The organism is Bacillus sp. 179-C3.3 HS, from assembly GCF_047229225.1.
GTDB lineage: Bacteria > Bacillota > Bacilli > Bacillales > Bacillaceae > Bacillus.
Window position 1 is genome coordinate 29,125 of record NZ_JBFEFT010000008.1, and the last position, 16,132, is coordinate 45,256.

The 16,132-nt window shown below is 40.8% G+C and carries 19 protein-coding genes; 18 read left to right on the forward strand and 1 reads right to left on the reverse strand.

The window, feature by feature from the left end; genetic code table 11:
- Nucleotides 1–21 precede the first annotated feature (21 nt).
- From prmA to mtaB, 3 genes are read left to right on the forward strand one after another with little or no spacing between them, the layout of a single operon-like run.
- Nucleotides 22–957: a 50S ribosomal protein L11 methyltransferase gene (gene prmA / locus AB1K80_RS07225; protein ID WP_412855942.1), complete on the forward strand. Its 936-nt coding sequence runs from the start codon at nt 22–24 to the stop codon at nt 955–957.
- 23 nt (nt 958–980) lie between these two features.
- Nucleotides 981–1,763: a 16S rRNA (uracil(1498)-N(3))-methyltransferase gene (locus tag AB1K80_RS07230; RefSeq protein ID WP_412855943.1), complete on the forward strand. Its 783-nt coding sequence runs from the start codon at nt 981–983 to the stop codon at nt 1,761–1,763.
- Nucleotides 1,751–3,109, forward strand: coding sequence for a tRNA (N(6)-L-threonylcarbamoyladenosine(37)-C(2))-methylthiotransferase MtaB (gene mtaB / locus AB1K80_RS07235; protein ID WP_412855944.1), 1,359 nt, complete (start codon nt 1,751–1,753; stop codon nt 3,107–3,109). Before AB1K80_RS07230 ends, mtaB begins: the two co-directional genes overlap by 13 nt.
- Nucleotides 3,110–3,147: 38 nt before the next feature.
- Here the strand turns inward: mtaB and AB1K80_RS07240 are convergent, their stop codons facing one another.
- A complete protein-coding gene (locus AB1K80_RS07240; RefSeq protein ID WP_412855945.1) occupies nt 3,148–4,077 on the reverse strand; it encodes a Na/Pi symporter in 930 nt (309 codons plus the stop codon).
- A 181-nt stretch (nt 4,078–4,258) separates the two neighbouring features.
- Between AB1K80_RS07240 and rpsU the strand changes: the two genes are divergently transcribed.
- The 15 genes from rpsU (at nt 4,259) to recO (ending at nt 16,124) form a co-directional block, all read left to right on the forward strand.
- Nucleotides 4,259–4,432: a 30S ribosomal protein S21 gene (rpsU, locus tag AB1K80_RS07245; protein WP_003152957.1), complete on the forward strand. Its 174-nt coding sequence runs from the start codon at nt 4,259–4,261 to the stop codon at nt 4,430–4,432.
- 14 nt (nt 4,433–4,446) lie between these two features.
- Nucleotides 4,447–4,896, forward strand: a complete 450-nt coding sequence (locus AB1K80_RS07250) for a GatB/YqeY domain-containing protein (protein ID WP_412855946.1) — start codon at nt 4,447–4,449, stop codon at nt 4,894–4,896.
- Nucleotides 4,897–5,035: 139 nt separating this feature from the next.
- Nucleotides 5,036–6,349: an NfeD family protein gene (locus tag AB1K80_RS07255; protein WP_412855947.1), complete on the forward strand. Its 1,314-nt coding sequence runs from the start codon at nt 5,036–5,038 to the stop codon at nt 6,347–6,349.
- A gap of 25 nt (nt 6,350–6,374) precedes the next feature.
- A complete protein-coding gene (gene floA / locus AB1K80_RS07260; protein ID WP_412855948.1) occupies nt 6,375–7,367 on the forward strand; it encodes a flotillin-like protein FloA in 993 nt (330 codons plus the stop codon).
- Between the two features lie 31 nt (nt 7,368–7,398).
- Nucleotides 7,399–7,875, forward strand: a complete 477-nt coding sequence (locus tag AB1K80_RS07265) for a hypothetical protein (protein ID WP_412855949.1) — start codon at nt 7,399–7,401, stop codon at nt 7,873–7,875.
- Nucleotides 7,876–8,094: 219 nt separating this feature from the next.
- Nucleotides 8,095–8,376: a sporulation protein YqfC gene (yqfC, locus tag AB1K80_RS07270; RefSeq protein ID WP_412855950.1), complete on the forward strand. Its 282-nt coding sequence runs from the start codon at nt 8,095–8,097 to the stop codon at nt 8,374–8,376.
- An 18-nt stretch (nt 8,377–8,394) separates the two neighbouring features.
- Nucleotides 8,395–9,585, forward strand: a complete 1,191-nt coding sequence (gene yqfD, locus AB1K80_RS07275; protein WP_412855951.1) for a sporulation protein YqfD — start codon at nt 8,395–8,397, stop codon at nt 9,583–9,585.
- Between the two features lie 3 nt (nt 9,586–9,588).
- Entirely contained in the window at nt 9,589–10,548 is a 960-nt protein-coding gene (locus AB1K80_RS07280; RefSeq protein ID WP_412855952.1) for a PhoH family protein, read from the forward strand.
- Between the two features lie 138 nt (nt 10,549–10,686).
- On the forward strand, nt 10,687–12,774 hold the full coding sequence (locus AB1K80_RS07285) for an HD family phosphohydrolase (RefSeq protein WP_412856033.1): 2,088 nt from the start codon (nt 10,687–10,689) through the stop codon (nt 12,772–12,774).
- Entirely contained in the window at nt 12,775–13,251 is a 477-nt protein-coding gene (ybeY, locus tag AB1K80_RS07290) for an rRNA maturation RNase YbeY (RefSeq protein ID WP_412855953.1), read from the forward strand.
- The gene (locus AB1K80_RS07295; RefSeq protein WP_412856034.1) at nt 13,232–13,618 is read left to right on the forward strand and encodes a diacylglycerol kinase family protein; all 387 of its coding nucleotides are present in this window, start codon (nt 13,232–13,234) and stop codon (nt 13,616–13,618) included. Before ybeY ends, AB1K80_RS07295 begins: the two co-directional genes overlap by 20 nt.
- A gap of 114 nt (nt 13,619–13,732) precedes the next feature.
- On the forward strand, nt 13,733–14,131 hold the full coding sequence (locus AB1K80_RS07300) for a cytidine deaminase (protein WP_412855954.1): 399 nt from the start codon (nt 13,733–13,735) through the stop codon (nt 14,129–14,131).
- A complete protein-coding gene (era, locus tag AB1K80_RS07305; protein WP_412855955.1) occupies nt 14,124–15,029 on the forward strand; it encodes a GTPase Era in 906 nt (301 codons plus the stop codon). The genes AB1K80_RS07300 and era overlap by 8 nt, the downstream gene beginning before the upstream one ends.
- A gap of 146 nt (nt 15,030–15,175) precedes the next feature.
- Nucleotides 15,176–15,319 (forward strand): YqzL family protein, encoded by a 144-nt coding sequence (locus tag AB1K80_RS07310; protein ID WP_003217288.1) that lies wholly within the window; start codon nt 15,176–15,178, stop codon nt 15,317–15,319.
- Between the two features lie 34 nt (nt 15,320–15,353).
- Nucleotides 15,354–16,124, forward strand: coding sequence for a DNA repair protein RecO (recO, locus tag AB1K80_RS07315; RefSeq protein WP_412855956.1), 771 nt, complete (start codon nt 15,354–15,356; stop codon nt 16,122–16,124).
- Nucleotides 16,125–16,132: the final 8 nt, after the last annotated feature.

Genomic DNA, 16,132 nt, shown 5'->3' on the forward strand with positions numbered 1-16,132 from the left:
TCGGATAAGGAGTTGGTAGTATTGAAGTGGTCAGAAATAAGCGTTCACACAACAAATGAAGCGGTGGAGCCCATCACCAATATTTTGCATGAAGCAGGTGCAAGTGGTGTCGTGATTGAGGACCCGCTTGATTTAATCAAGGAACGTGAAAATGTATACGGTGAAATCTACCAGCTCGATCCGAATGATTACCCGGATGAAGGCGTTGTGATCAAAGCCTATCTTCCGGTCAATAGCTTTTTGATGGAAACGGTAGATGAGATCAAAGAAGCCATCAACAATCTTCTTCTATACAACATTGATCTTGGACATAATACGTTGTCTATTTGTGAAGTGAATGAAGAAGAATGGGCAACAGCGTGGAAGAAATACTATCATCCTGTGAAGATTTCTGAAAAGTTCACGATTGTACCGACATGGGAAGAGTATACACCTGTTCATTCTGATGAATTGATCATTGAAATGGATCCTGGTATGGCATTCGGAACAGGAACGCATCCAACGACCGTATTGTGTATTCAGGCACTTGAGCGTTACGTGAAGGAACATGATACAGTGATTGATGTAGGAACAGGATCTGGTATTTTAAGCGTTGCAGCCGCTATGCTTGGCGCAAAAGACATTCAGGCCTTTGATCTCGACACCGTTGCAGTAGAAAGTGCAAAGCAAAACATCGAATTAAATGGTGTGAGTGATCAAGTCACGGTCAAACAAAATAATTTACTTGATGGAATATCAGGTGAACGTGATGTCATTGTGGCAAACATTCTTGCAGAGGTCATTCTGCGTTTTACAAATCAAGCGTATGATCTAATCAAGAAAGATGGCTACTTTATTACGTCTGGTATCATCGGTCAAAAGAAATTGCAAGTTAAAACGGCGTTAGAAGAAGCTGGCTTTGAAATTGTCGAAGTATTGTCAATGGAAGACTGGGTCAGCATCATAGCAAAAAAATAAAGCAAGTAGGTGTCAGGACACGTATGCAACGATATTTTATCGACCTTACGAAAGAAGAAGTCATCACAAAAGGAACCATTGTCATAAAAGGTGAAGATGTACATCATCTGACAAATGTGATGCGAATGAAAACAGGCCAAGAAATTCTTTGCTTAACGACTGATGGCTTTGAAGCACTTAGTAAAATTGATACAATGACAAAGGAAGAAGTCACTTGTCATGTTGAAAGCTGGACAAACAACAACCGAGAACTTCCGGTGCAAGTGACGGTTGCGAGTGGTTTGCCTAAAGGTGATAAGCTTGAGCTCATTATTCAAAAAGGAACTGAGCTAGGTGCAACCGCCTTTGTTCCATTTCAAGCGGCGCGTTCCATCACAAAATTGGACCAAAAAAAGTCACAAAAAAAGCGTGAGCGCTGGGAGAAAATTGCGAAAGAAGCAGCGGAACAGTCCTACCGGAATATCATTCCTCATGTTCATCCAGTATCAACGTTTAAAGAGCTGATTCAATTGGCTCGTGAATTCGATAAATGTGTCGTTGCATACGAAGAATCATCGAAAGAAGGAGAGCAAAGCCGTTTTCAATCTGTCCTCCAAGAGATGAAAGGCGGACAAACCTTATTATTGGTATTTGGCCCAGAAGGCGGTTTGGCGGAAAAGGAAATTGAAGAGCTTGAAGCGGTTGGTGCAGTCATTTGCGGACTCGGGCCACGTATTTTAAGAACGGAAACAGCGCCACTTTTCGCACTCTCTGCTATTTCCTATCAAACAGAGTTATTAAGAGGTGAATCATTATGGGAACAGTAGCATTCCATACACTTGGCTGTAAGGTCAATCACTATGAAACTGAAGCCATCTGGCAGCTATTTAAAGAAGATGGTTATGAAAGAAAAGATTATGAATCAAAAGCAGACGTCTATGTCATCAATACATGTACAGTGACCAACACAGGCGATAAGAAAAGTCGTCAAGTCATTAGAAGAGCCATTCGTCATAACCCAGACGGAGTGATTTGTGTAACAGGTTGTTACGCGCAAACATCTCCGGCAGAAATCATGGCGATTCCTGGCGTTGATATTGTGGTTGGTACACAGGATCGACATAAATTACTTGGCTATATTGAAGAATATCGTAGAGAAAGACAACCGATAAATGGTGTTGGCAACATTATGAAAGCACGAGTATTTGAAGAGCTTGATGTTCCTGCCTTTACAGACCGTACACGTGCTTCGTTAAAAATCCAAGAAGGTTGTAACAACTTCTGTACGTTTTGTATCATCCCTTGGGCTCGCGGGCTTCTTCGCTCACGTGACCCTGAAGAAGTCATTAACCAAGCACAGCAGCTAGTTGATGCAGGTTATAAAGAAATTGTTTTAACAGGGATTCATACTGGTGGATATGGTGAAGACCTGAAGGACTATAACTTTGCGAAGCTTCTAAAAGAATTAGATGAACGAGTCATCGGTTTAAAACGTATCCGCATCTCATCCATTGAAGCTAGCCAAATTACAGACGAAGTGATTGAAGTGTTAGATCAGTCCGATAAAATCGTTCGACACCTTCACATCCCGCTTCAATCTGGTTCTAATACGGTGCTCAAAAGAATGCGTCGTAAATACACGATGGAATTTTTTGCAGAGCGTTTAACGAAGCTGAAAAAAGCATTACCAGGGCTTGCAGTGACTTCTGATGTCATCGTTGGGTTTCCTGGAGAAACAGAAGAAGAATTTATGGAGACATACAATTTTGTTAAAGACCATCAATTCTCTGAACTCCATGTCTTCCCATACAGCAAACGCACAGGTACACCAGCTGCAAGAATGGAAGACCAAGTAGAAGAAACGACGAAAAACGAACGTGTTCACCGCTTGATCGCTCTTTCTGATCAATTGGCGAAAGAATATGCGTCAGCATATGAAGGGGATGTGCTAGAAATCATCCCAGAAGAATCATTCAAAGAAAAAGACGGGGAACACAATCTTTACGTGGGTTATACAGATAACTATATGAAGGTTGTCTTTGAAGGCACGGAAGATATGATTGGGCGATTAGTGAAAGTGAAGATCACAAAAGCCGGTTATCCTTATAACGAAGGGCAATATGTCCGTATAAGCGATGATGTTCAACCAGAAAAAGTGAGAATGACTTCATAAATGAAAAAACCGGCTGCCTCTAAGGCAAGTCGGTTTTCTTATTTCGTATGAGTCGGAACAAGAAACAAAATGAATGCATGAAAAGGCCGGATAAATGGGAAGAACAATAACGAACTGACGACATTAAACAACAAGCTGAAATGTGCAATTTGCTGTGCAGGATTGCTAGCCAAGAGCTCGACAACTTGAGTTATGAAGGTGAGAAAAGGGAGACATAATACGACCCCGAAAACATTAAACAAGACATGGGCATAAGCTGTTTGACGTGCTGCAAATCCTCCAGATATCGCAGCCATAACAGCTGTGATGCATGTACCAACATTTGAACCTAACACAAAGCTGATTCCTTCCTGCAATGCAACGGTCCCTTCATTCATAAATCCCATCAAAATGCCGATACAGACAGAACTTGAATGAACGATGGCAGTTAATATAGTGCCTGAGAGAAGAGATGTCCATTCAGAATGCTGCAACATCTCTAAAAAGTGCATCGTTTCTGATTGATTTGTCATCAAACCAGCAATTTTCGAAAAACCTTGTATACAAAAGAAAATCATCCCAAGTCCAAAGATACTTTTTCCTGCCTGCCTGAAAGAACGTTGTCCAAAAAAGATACATAAAAGACCCGTGCCAATTAGAATCCACATGAACACATCCATTTTAATGGCAATGAATTCTGTCGTAAAAGTCGAACCGATATTGGTTCCGAGGATCATGGGAATCGACTTTTTAAAAGTAAGGATGCCTGTACTCACAAAGCCAATCACGATGACCATAAATGCTGAACTACTTTGAAGAACACCGGTAAACACGATGCTTACAAGAAACGACTTTAAAGGGTGATCCGTAAAGAGGAGAAGTGACCTCTCAATACGGGAGGATGCCAAGGCCAATAACCCTTTTCTTAATAACCCCATGGACCATAAAAAAACAAAAATAAGTGCACAAAAAGTGATCAATGCCATCATCTAAAAGTCCTCCTCTTACCAATGAATATATGGACTTGTTTACCTGTTCATGACGAAAATATAATTCCGAATCACTTAGTTGACCTCGCACTTGGCTTATATTATAATGTTTAGGTACATGTTTACATGTATATCTTTTTTTAATGCAGTCGATTGGTGTATTCGGAGGGAGGGAAAGAGAATGTCAAAAACGGTCGTTAGAAAAAACGAATCGCTTGAAGATGCTCTTCGTCGCTTTAAACGCAGTGTATCCAAAACTGGAACATTGCAAGAAGCAAGAAAGCGTGAATTTTATGAAAAGCCTAGCGTAAAGCGCAAGAAAAAGTCCGAAGCTGCTAGAAAACGTAAATTTTAAAAGAGGGTGGATTTATGAGTCTTCTTGAGCAATTAAATTCTGATATGAAGCTGATGATGAAAAACCGTGAGAAAGACAAGCTTGTTGTCATTCGTATGGTAAAAGCTTCACTCCAAAATGAAGCAATAAAGCTTAAGAAAGACAATTTGACCGGAGATGAGGAACTAACCGTCCTTTCCCGCGAAATGAAGCAACGTAAAGACTCCCTCCATGAATTTTCGAAAGCTAATCGCTTAGATTTAGTAGATAAAGTTCAAAAAGAGATTGACAATTTAGCCGTTTACTTACCTGAACAGCTCTCAGAGGAAGAACTGCAAAGCATCGTGAAAGAAACGATTGCTGAAACAGGTGCTTCATCGAAAGCAGATATGGGGAAAGTGATGAGCGCTATCATGCCAAAAGTAAAAGGTAAAGCTGATGGTTCTGCTATAAACAGACTGGTCAGCGAACAATTGTCTCAATAAAAAAGTATCCTTCTTCGTTAGAAGGGTACTTTTTTTATGATCTTGCAAATGTGTCATATAAAAATGAAACCTCTGATACATTTGTAACGTATATAAGGGAAATGTAAAATAAGAATAGAGAGGAGGGACGACCAGATAGATGAAAAAAATGAAACTTTCTATTGCTCTTGTTAGCTGTTTTATAATATGCTTAATATTAGGGGTTCAATTGACCGCGAAATCAGCAGAACCGAAAGTTCACGTGATCCCAATCGAAGATACGGTTGAAAAAGGACTTTCTAAGTTTATAGAACGATCATTTGAACAAGCAAAAACGGAGCGGGCGAGACATATCATTCTCGACATTAACACACCAGGTGGTGCAGTTGATGCGGCACTTGAGATCGCAGATACGATCCGAGCTTCCGATATCCCAGTAACAGCATATATTCATAATAGGGCACTATCAGCTGGAGCTTTCCTTGCATTAAACGCTGATCAAATCTATATGACCCCGAATGGTAAGATGGGGGCAGCTGCGATCATTGATGGTGAAGGGAATGCGGCTGATCAAAAATCTGAATCACTATGGCTGGCAGAAATGAGTGACGCTGCGGAAAAGCAGGGCCGTGATCCAAAGTATGCGCTTGCGATGGCAGATCCTGATATAGATGCTAAAGAAGCCGGTGCACCTAAAGGAGAATTGTTAACCTTCAATACAGACCGAGCGCTTGAGTTTGGATATGCAGAAGGTGAAGCGAAGAATATGGATGAGTTATTGAACAAGCTGAACTTAGCGAATGTATCTGTTCAATATGATGAAGTCAGCTTCGCTGAAAAGGTTGCGCGTTTTCTCACGCATCCAGTTGTCATTCCAATCCTTTTATCGATTGCAAGCTTAGGTCTTGTCGTTGAGCTGTATTCTCCAGGCTTCGGTGTGCCAGGAACGATGGGTGTGACAGCGCTACTCCTTTTCTTTTATGGCCATCTTGTCGCCGGTTTTGCAGGGTATGAGACACTCATTCTCTTTTTAATAGGAATTGTGCTGATCATCCTAGAGTTGTTTTTGCCTGGTGGCATTATAGGTGTTATTGGGCTAATCTGTGTAGTTGTCAGCTTATTTTTAGCAGGTGGAAGCTTTACAGGAATGGCGATTTCAATCGCGATTGCCACGGCTGTGTCAATCATAGCATTTATTATACTGACAAAGGTGTTGGGGAAACGGATGAAATTTTTTAAGAAGTTGGTTTTAACCGATTCAACGAATAAAGAAAGTGGATATGTCTCAAATGAAACAAGAGATGATCTTGTTGGACAAATCGCTGTGACAGCGACAGCACTTCGTCCGTCTGGTACGATTATACTCGGAGACGAGCGCATTGATGTTGTGTCAGAAGGTGCGTTCATTGATAAAGATGAACAAGTGAAGATTGTAAAAGCGGAAGGCTCACGCATTGTCGTGAGGAAAGTATAGATACTGATTTTATAGGAGGAAAAAAATGGATCCGTCTACTTTACTATTATTTGTGATTATTGCAGCAAGTTTGATCGTTCTATCGATCTTCTTCACCTTTGTACCGGTGATGCTGTGGATTTCTGCCCTAGCGGCAGGCGTAAGAGTGAGCATTTTTACACTTGTTGGGATGAGGCTTCGTCGCGTTATTCCAAGCCGAGTTGTAAACCCGCTCATTAAAGCACATAAAGCAGGTCTTGATGTAACAATTAACCAATTAGAAAGCCACTATCTTGCAGGTGGTAACGTTGACCGTGTAGTAAATGCTCTCATTGCGGCTCAACGCGCAAATATTGAATTGAATTTTGCACGCTGTGCAGCCATTGACCTTGCAGGTCGTGATGTACTTGAAGCGGTTCAAATGAGTGTTAACCCTAAAGTCATTGAAACACCATTTATCTCGGGTGTTGCAATGGACGGGATTGAAGTGAAAGCAAAAGCACGTATTACTGTTCGTGCAAACATTGACCGACTTGTCGGTGGTGCAGGGGAAGAAACAATCATTGCCCGTGTAGGTGAAGGAATTGTCTCTACAATCGGTTCATCAGATAATCATAAAAAGGTTCTTGAAAATCCTGATATGATTTCTCAAACTGTACTAGGCAAAGGATTAGATTCAGGTACTGCGTTTGAAATTCTCTCGATTGATATCGCAGATGTTGATATCGGTAAAAACATCGGGGCGATTCTCCAAACTGACCAAGCGGAAGCAGACAAAAACATTGCACAGGCAAAAGCAGAAGAACGCCGCGCAATGGCTGTTGCCCAAGAACAAGAAATGCGTGCGAGAGTAGAAGAAATGCGCGCGAAAGTAGTAGAAGCGGAGGCTGAAGTACCACTTGCAATGGCCGAAGCTCTACGTGAAGGCAACATTGGTGTCATGGATTACATGAACATTAAAAATATCGATGCTGATACGGATATGAGAGACTCATTTGGTAAAATGACAAAGGGTCCATCTGAAAATGAAAACAAATAAGCATCCTCTCACGCTTTAAGGAGGGAGCCTAATGGACATTCTATTTGAAAATCCGATATTAATTGCGATTATTATCGGGATCATCTCAACGATTTTTGGGAAAATTGGGAAGCAAGATGAGAATGAACAAAAGAACGAGCGCAAACCAATGCCCCAAAAGCAAACAGCATCCAAAACCCGTCCAGATCCAGTCGTGACGGACCAGCTTGATGATTTTGGTGACGTGCCTGATCATGGCGGAATGAAAAAGAAGGCAGAGACTTTACAAGATCGCTATTCAGAAACACTAGCCAAAGTCGAAGGAAGAACAAGCGAATTAAGCAAAGAGTTGCAATCGCTTGAAAATCAGCTCACAAGACCAAAAAAACCAATGGCTGAAGTGAAACCGATCATGATTGAGAAGCTCAATCAAGATACCATTGTGCGAGGCATGATCCTTGGTGAAGTCTTTGGAGACCCACGCGCTAAAAAGCCGCATCGAACGATGAAACGGCCATACAAGAGATAAACAAGAAGCTCCCTTTATGAAGGGAGCTTTTTTGCGCGATGAAGAAAGTGTTTCTACATCAGCTCAAGCTAGATTGGGATTCACAAACGACCTCTTTTCCGGGATTCATTAGCATGAACTGAACCGCTGAGGAATAGAATGGGATAGAGGCTTTTTCATGAGTCTCGCCATCTTTCTATTTGATCTCATACACATGGGGTGGGAAGGGGTTCTTATTGAATGGGAAAAAGGAAAAATCGTCTTAAAGCATGGCTGACAAGAACACTTGAAATCCCTCCGGACGTGATGATGGATCTTCCCCGGATGACGATGGTTGGCAGACTCCACATTTACATAGAGAACCATAAAGGGCTCTTGCTTTTCAGTGATCAAGAGGTAAGGCTGATGCTCAAACAAGGACAGTGCATCATTTCAGGAAAAGACTTTGTCATTAAAACAATTTTGCCAGAAGAAATTTTATTAGAAGGAAAAATCGATCAAGTCCGTTATATTGATTCTTAGCTGACGGAGGGGAGAAGCGTGAAGAATAAATGGTTTGCCTACTTTATTGGCAGAGTAGAAGTGGAGATGAAAGGAAGCGGGATAGAGCGGCTCATAAATGAGTGCACGAGAGAGGGGATCACGTTATTTCAAGTGAGCCGCCGTCAAGACAGCGTGCGCTTATTTATTCGCTTGTCAGATGTACATGCCTTTCGAAAGTTGCGAAGGCATCATGAGATAAAATGTTCATTTCATCAGAAGAAAGGCTTTCCATTTCTTCTCATGTGGTCAAAGAAAAACATGGGGTTCACAGTTGGCATCATTTTCTTTCTCATGACGATATTCGCTTTGTCGAATATGGTATGGAAAATCGACATTACCGGCGCAAATCCAGAGACGGAACATCAAATGAGAAAACATTTAGATGAAATTGGTGTGAAAAAAGGGCGTTTTCAATTTCTAATGGGAACACCAGAGAAAATTCAAAAATCCCTGACAACTCATATTCAGAACATTACGTGGGTAGGGGTAGAATTAAATGGAACCGCATTTCAAATGAAGGTTGTTGAAAAAAATGAACCTGAAAAAGAAAAATATACAAGTCCTCAGCATATCGTAGCTAAGAAGAAAGCCGTAATCACAAGAATGTACGTAGAAAAGGGAGAACCGCTCACACAGGTGGATGAGCATGTGAAAAAGGGGCAGATGCTCGTATCTGGTCTCATTGGCAACGAAGATCAGCAAAAAACTGTAGGAGCCAAAGCGGAAATTTATGGTGAGACTTGGTATCGTTCTGAAGTTTCTGTCCCGCTCAAAACATCTTTTGACGTCTTAACGGGTAAAATGAAGACAAAGCACAAGCTCTCCTTATTTGGCGGTTCAGTGCCATTTTGGGGGTTTCACTTGAAAAAGGATCAGTTTCAACAATCTCAAACAGAAACTGAAGTTCATCCTCTTCGATTCTTAACGTTTCAACTTCCATTCTCATATGAAAAGGAAATCACACGCGAAAGTGAAAAAATAAATCGAACATACACAAATAAAGAAGCCGTGCAAGCAGGGATTAAAATGGGTAAAAAAGAATTAGAAGAGAAGCTAGGTCAAACAGGAGAGGTGAAAAGTGAAAAAGTTTTGCACGAGACAACAGGGAATGGTAAAGTTAAGTTAATTATACTCTACCAAGTAATAGAAGACATTGTTCAACCAACACCTATTGTTCAGGGAGACTAGAGAATGACAGAACATTTACTTGAAATTCAACAAAAATTAGACAGTCCAAATGAAGCCATTGCTCTATTTGGAAATCAAGATGCTTATTTAAAATTGATGGAAAACGAGCTGAATGTATCCATTATCACACGTGGAGAAAAGGTGTATATCTCTGGTGAGGAAGCAGCGAGAGATATAGTAAATCATTTGATTACATCACTTTTACATCTGATCCGAAAAGGAATTGAGATTTCGGAGCGAGATGTCGTCTATGCCATCAAAATGGCTCAGAAAAACAAGCTGAATTATTTCGAAAATATGTATGAAGATGAAATCACGAAAAATGCCAAAGGGAAAACGATCAGGGTCAAGACCATCGGCCAACGTGAATACGCTGCGGCAATGAAAAAAGACGATTTGGTCTTTGGGATTGGGCCGGCTGGTACAGGTAAAACCTATTTAGCCGTTGTACATGCAGTACATGCATTGAAAAATGGGCATGTGAAGCGAATTATCCTCACAAGACCAGCCGTTGAAGCAGGAGAGAGCCTTGGTTTCCTGCCAGGTGATTTAAAGGAAAAGGTTGATCCTTATTTAAGACCACTATATGATGCCTTGCATGATGTACTTGGCAGTGATCATACCGAACGCTTAATTGAACGCGGTGTAATAGAAATTGCGCCTCTAGCTTATATGAGAGGGCGGACGCTCGATGATGCATTTGTCATTTTAGATGAAGCGCAAAATACGACACCCGCTCAAATGAAAATGTTTTTGACGAGACTTGGATTTGGCTCTAAAATGGTCATTACAGGAGATATTACACAGATTGATCTGCCAAAGGGTGTTGAGTCGGGACTTGCCACTGCAAGGGACATGCTTCAAGAGATTAAGGGCATTTCATTTATTGAATTGGACCAATCGGATGTGGTGAGACACCCGCTTGTGGCGAAGATCATTGGCGCATACGAAAAGCAAAAGTGAACTGAGTGACCCGATCTCCTTAATCGGGTCATTTTATTTCAGTCGTGGTTTAAAGTATAAAAGGAGGTACGTTCCTTGAGAAAGAATGAGAAAAGCAGGAAGCGCAAACGACTGCTATCTAAAAAAGAACCTCAGAAAATGGAACGCTCACGTTACATAAACACCTTGCTATATGCTGCATTAGCAGTCATTATGTTTGGCGTGCTCTTCTTCCATGTGAAGCCTGAATCGCTCGATCTAGATTTATTTTCAGTAAGCGAACAGACCATTTATTCTCCATCCACCGTTGATGATCAAGAAGCGACAGCAGAAAAGAAACAAGAAGCAACAGATCAAGTGGAAGATCAATATACGCTCAAAAAAGCGTATTCTGATAATCGAGTTGACCTCATTTCATCCCTCTTTGAAGCCATTAAAGAAGAGAAGAAAGCTGCTGAACAAAAAGAGAACCCACCAACAGATCAAGAACAGGTGAAGCGCGTAAAAGAGAAGTTGACATCTGATATGCAGGAAGCCGTTTCTGACAAATCCATTAAAGCACTCTTACAAGCCAGTGATGAAAATCTCTCTTTTACAAAGGATTCGATTATCACAGTCGTTAACTCACTGATGAGTAAAGAAATCACAGCGGCTAAATTGCAAGAAGAGAAAAAACAAGTAAAGAAGGAGCTTGAAAACAATTCGATTCCTTCTAAATATTTAGATGCAGCCAAAGAAATCGGTGAATTTGCGATTATTCCAAACTATGTATTTGATCCGGTGGCAACCGAGAAGAAAAGGCAAGAAGCCGCTGATAATGTTCAGCCAGTTCAAATCAAGCAAGGACAAATTCTTGTGGAAGAAGGCGAACTCATCGACCGTGAAGTATACCGTAAACTAGAGCTAACGGGTCTTTTGAATAGCTCAAATTTAGTAAAGCCTGTCAGCGGTCTGATCATACTCATCGGCCTCTTTTTAGCAGCGATTATTCACTCATTTGAAACAAGAAGTGTATCTGTTGCACATAGGAATAGAACGTTACTGCTCTTTTCATTGATTTTCACAATCATTTTAATCATTATGGAAGTCTTCAGTCTTTTTCAAGAAACGAAATACACCACAATTGGCTACGTTGTACCAGTTGCGCTCGGTACGATGCTGATCAAGCTCCTGATTAATGAGCGATTAGCCATTTACTCTGGACTTGTATTTGCTCTTTGCGGAAGTATGATGTTTAATCAAGGAGTGACAGGTGTCTTCAATTATGTCATCTGTGCTTACTATCTCATGAGTGGGATGGCAGGGATTTTATTCCTTCGAAAACATAATGGAAGATCGAAAATTTTACAGGCTGGACTTTTGGTGGCCGCGGTCAATGTTCTTGCCGTGTTATCCATTACGCTCATTCAAAATTCTTCTCCATCCGGCCTTGAAATTGGTATAAATCTGATGATGGCGATCGTTTCAGGATTTGCATCCGCTATTTTGGTTATTGGATTAATGCCTGTTTTTGAAAGTATGTTCGGTATTCTTTCAACAATGAAACTGATCGAATTATCGAACCCGAATCATCCGTTACTCAAAAAAATCTTAACAGAGACACCAGGCACATATCATCACAGTGTGATGGTGGCGAACTTAGCAGATGCGGCATGTGAAGCGGTTGGAGCCAATGGGCTTCTAGCGAGAGTAGGGGCGTATTATCATGACATTGGAAAAACAAAAAGGCCACAATATTTTATTGAAAATCAAATGAATATGGATAATCCGCATGATAAGCTCTCTCCGCAGTTAAGTAAAAACATCATCATTGCCCATACAACAGATGGTGCTGATATGTTGAGAGAAAAGAAGTTTCCTCAGGAGCTAGTTGATATTGCTGAACAGCATCACGGGAAATCACTGCTGAAGTTCTTCTATTATAAGGCAAAAGAACGTGATGATCAGGTGACAGAAGAAGAATTTCGTTACCCTGGACCAAAACCGCAATCAAAAGAAGCAGCGATTATTTCTGTCGCTGACAGCGTTGAGGCGGCAGTTCGCTCCATGCATAATCCGAATCCTGAGCGTATTGAAAAACTTGTCCAAGGGATTATTTCAGATAAAATGCAGGATGGACAGTTTAGTGAATGTGACTTAACATTCAAAGAATTAAACATGATTAGTCAAACGATTTGTACAACATTAAAGGGGATTTTCCATTCTCGGATTGAGTATCCAGATGCCCCGAAGCAGAAGGTGAAGTAAATGACATTGTTAATTGATTTAATAGATGAAACAGGACAAGTATCAAAAGAGCAGCTTGCAGAAGTTGAAAAGCTTCTTCAATTTGCTGCGGACGCCCTTGAAGTAAAAGATCAAGCTGAAGTGTCTGTAACGATTGTGTCAAACGAAGAAATTCAGCAGATCAACAAAGAATATCGTGGGAAAGATGCGCCAACAGATGTGATTTCCTTTGCACTTGAGGAAGAAGGAGAAGGAGAAATTCAAATCATTGGAGCGGAGGATATTCCGCCGGTATTAGGTGATATTATCATTAGTGTGGATCGAACAAGGGAACAAGCTGTGGAATATGGTCATTCCTTTATGAGAGAGCTTGGATTCCTGACAGTTCATGGCTTTTTGCATCTGCTCGGTTATGATCATATGACTGCAGAGGACGAAAAAGAAATGTTCGCCAAACAGACGGAAATATTGGATGATTATGGCCTTTCAAGATCATGATAAAAAGCGGCGGCCGCTTGTTCGTTTTTTTCGGAGTTTTTATTATGCATTTAGAGGTATAGGGCGAACGTTCTTAAATGAACGCAATTTTCGATTTCACACAGTCGCAGCCATCATCGTGGTGGTTTGCGGCTTTTGGTTTCATATTCATCTGTTTGAATGGATGATCATTCTCTTATTATGTGGCGGGATGTTTGCGCTTGAACTTGTGAATACAGCCATAGAACACGCTGTTGATCTCATGACAGAGGAGAGGCATCCACTTGCAGAGAGAGCAAAAGACGCAGCAGCAGGGGCTGTTTGCGTTTACGCGGTTATTTCGGTTATGATTGGATTGATCATCTTCCTACCGAAGGTGATGCAATAGAACGATGTTACTATTTATTAACATTTTGAGAAATGGGCGTGAAAATGTCACGTAAATTATGTAAAATATAAATGTGACAGTGGTACCATTTCTTCTGAAAGAGGGAATGAGCAAATGAACAAACAAGAGTTAATTTCAGAAGCGATTAAAGCAAGAGATTTTGCGTATGTACCCTATTCAAAATTCAAAGTCGGTGCAGCATTATTGTCGAAAGATGGAAAAGTGTATGGTGGATGCAATATTGAAAATGCATCTTATGGCATGTGTAACTGTGCGGAAAGAACAGCACTTTTTAAAGCCTATTCAGAAGGCATCACATCTTTTCAAATGCTTGCAGTCGTAGCTGACACAGATCGTCCTGTTCCACCATGTGGTGCGTGCAGACAGGTCATTTCAGAGCTATGTGCACCTGATATGCCAGTGATTCTAACCAACTTACAAGGACATATACACGAAACAACAGTAAACGAACTATTGCCAGGCGCATTTTCACCGGAGGATTTAAATGACTAATGAAAGCTTCAAATCTGGATTTGTATCAATTATTGGAAGGCCGAATGTAGGAAAATCGACCTTCCTCAACCGAGTGATTGGGCAGAAGATCGCGATTATGAGTGATAAGCCCCAAACCACACGGAACAAAGTGCAAGGTGTTTTGACAACGAGCACCTCACAGACGATTTTTATCGACACACCAGGAATTCATAAGCCTAAGCACAAGCTAGGGGATTTTATGATGAAGGTGGCGCAAAACACACTGAAGGAAGTCGACCTGATCTTATTCATGATCAATGCACAGGAAGGCTATGGAAAAGGTGACGAATTCATCATTGAACGACTAAAACAAACATCGACACCGGTGTTTTTGGTCGTGAATAAAATTGATCAGATTCATCCGGATGAACTGTTTCTTTTAATTGATGAATACCGCACCCGTTTCCCATTTAAGGAAATTGTGCCAATATCGGCACTTGAAGGGAATAATATTGATACGCTTCTTCGGCAGATTGAACATTATCTGCCGGAGGGACCTCAATTTTATCCTGCCGATCAAGTAACGGATCATCCAGAACGGTTTATTATTTCTGAATTGATTCGAGAAAAAGTGCTGCATTTAACGCGAGAGGAGATACCTCATAGTATTGCAGTAGCAATCGAATCTATTAAACCTGATGAAAATGGAAAGATTCATGTTGCGGCGACCATTGTCGTTGAGCGTGATTCCCAAAAAGGAATTGTCATCGGAAAAAAAGGTAGTTTATTAAAAGAAGTGGGACAAAAAGCGCGTCGAGATATTGAAGCATTACTAGGCTCGAAAGTGTATTTGGAGCTTTGGGTAAAAGTTCAAAAGGACTGGCGTAATAAGTCCACTCACCTGCGTGATTTTGGATTTAGAGAAGACGAATATTAAAAACGTACAGCTGTTATAAAATCTTACAATAAAGCGGCTCGTTTAGTAAAAATTGTTTATCATGAAATGGAGGTAGCCTGGTCAAGATAAAATTAAATATGTTGGATGTAGCGTTGCTGCTTCTAATAAAGAAAGGTGGGGTTTTTATGTTGAATTTTACATGGAACGTATTTTCACAAACAGGAAGCGTAGACACGTATCTTCTTTTCAAAGAGTTAGAAAAGGAGAACCTGGAAAGACCCGATGTACTTGAAGAAGAAATAGCACGATTTGATTTTCCAATTTTATAAATCTTGATCTCCTCCAAGCTCGGAGTGTCGACAAATGCTCATTAAAAGTGAAGGAATTGTCCTTAGAACCACAGATTATGGCGAAACAAACAAAATTGTCACGCTACTCACTAGAGAACATGGGAAGATTGGTGTGATGGCAAGAGGCGCTAAAAAATCAAACAGCCGCTTGTCAGCAATTAGCCAGCCGTTTTTATACGGAACATTCCTCATTCAATCATCCACAGGGCTCGGAACGCTCCAGCAAGGTGAAATGATGGAAAGCATGCGAGCGATTCGGGAAGATTTATTTCTTACCGCATATGCCGCATATATGACAGAATTGCTTGATAAAGGAACGGAAGAAAAGAAGCCAAACCCTTACTTGTTTGAGCTGCTTCTTCAATCTTTGCGCCATCTGAATGAAGGCACAGATGCTGAAATTATTTTATTTATAGTAGAAGTCAAAATGTTATCAGTGATGGGAATGAAACCTGAACTGGATCAATGTGTACATTGTGGTCATAAAGAGGGGCAGTTTCATTTCTCGATTAGAGACAACGGATTCATTTGTCAAAACTGTTTTGCGAAAGATCCATATAAACTGCCCTTATCTCCAGCAGCTGCAAGACTTCTCCGTTTGTTTCATTATTTTGATATATCGAGACTTGGTCAAGTGGATGTCAAACCACAAACAAAACAAGAGATTCGTCAAGTGTTAGATCACTATTATGACGAGTATTCAGGTCTTTATTTAAAATCTAAAAAATTCATGGATCAGATGGAATCCATGAAAAAGCTCATGGGTGACGAAAACAAAAGTTGACATCTCCC

Bases quoted from the DNA above. Each gene is read 5' to 3' on its own strand.
- AB1K80_RS07230 (WP_412855943.1), top strand. From the start codon at position 981: ATGCAACGATATTTTATCGACCTTACGAAAGAAGAAGTCATCACAAAA.
- mtaB (WP_412855944.1), top strand. From the start codon at position 1,751: ATGGGAACAGTAGCATTCCATACACTTGGCTGTAAGGTCAATCACTAT.
- AB1K80_RS07240 (WP_412855945.1), bottom strand. From the start codon at position 4,077: ATGATGGCATTGATCACTTTTTGTGCACTTATTTTTGTTTTTTTATGG.
- rpsU (WP_003152957.1), top strand. From the start codon at position 4,259: ATGTCAAAAACGGTCGTTAGAAAAAACGAATCGCTTGAAGATGCTCTT.
- AB1K80_RS07250 (WP_412855946.1), top strand. From the start codon at position 4,447: ATGAGTCTTCTTGAGCAATTAAATTCTGATATGAAGCTGATGATGAAA.
- AB1K80_RS07255 (WP_412855947.1), top strand. From the start codon at position 5,036: ATGAAAAAAATGAAACTTTCTATTGCTCTTGTTAGCTGTTTTATAATA.
- floA (WP_412855948.1), top strand. From the start codon at position 6,375: ATGGATCCGTCTACTTTACTATTATTTGTGATTATTGCAGCAAGTTTG.
- AB1K80_RS07265 (WP_412855949.1), top strand. From the start codon at position 7,399: ATGGACATTCTATTTGAAAATCCGATATTAATTGCGATTATTATCGGG.
- yqfC (WP_412855950.1), top strand. From the start codon at position 8,095: ATGGGAAAAAGGAAAAATCGTCTTAAAGCATGGCTGACAAGAACACTT.
- AB1K80_RS07280 (WP_412855952.1), top strand. From the start codon at position 9,589: ATGACAGAACATTTACTTGAAATTCAACAAAAATTAGACAGTCCAAAT.
- AB1K80_RS07285 (WP_412856033.1), top strand. From the start codon at position 10,687: ATGGAACGCTCACGTTACATAAACACCTTGCTATATGCTGCATTAGCA.
- ybeY (WP_412855953.1), top strand. From the start codon at position 12,775: ATGACATTGTTAATTGATTTAATAGATGAAACAGGACAAGTATCAAAA.
- AB1K80_RS07295 (WP_412856034.1), top strand. From the start codon at position 13,232: ATGGCCTTTCAAGATCATGATAAAAAGCGGCGGCCGCTTGTTCGTTTT.
- AB1K80_RS07300 (WP_412855954.1), top strand. From the start codon at position 13,733: ATGAACAAACAAGAGTTAATTTCAGAAGCGATTAAAGCAAGAGATTTT.
- era (WP_412855955.1), top strand. From the start codon at position 14,124: ATGACTAATGAAAGCTTCAAATCTGGATTTGTATCAATTATTGGAAGG.
- AB1K80_RS07310 (WP_003217288.1), top strand. From the start codon at position 15,176: ATGTTGAATTTTACATGGAACGTATTTTCACAAACAGGAAGCGTAGAC.
- recO (WP_412855956.1), top strand. From the start codon at position 15,354: ATGCTCATTAAAAGTGAAGGAATTGTCCTTAGAACCACAGATTATGGC.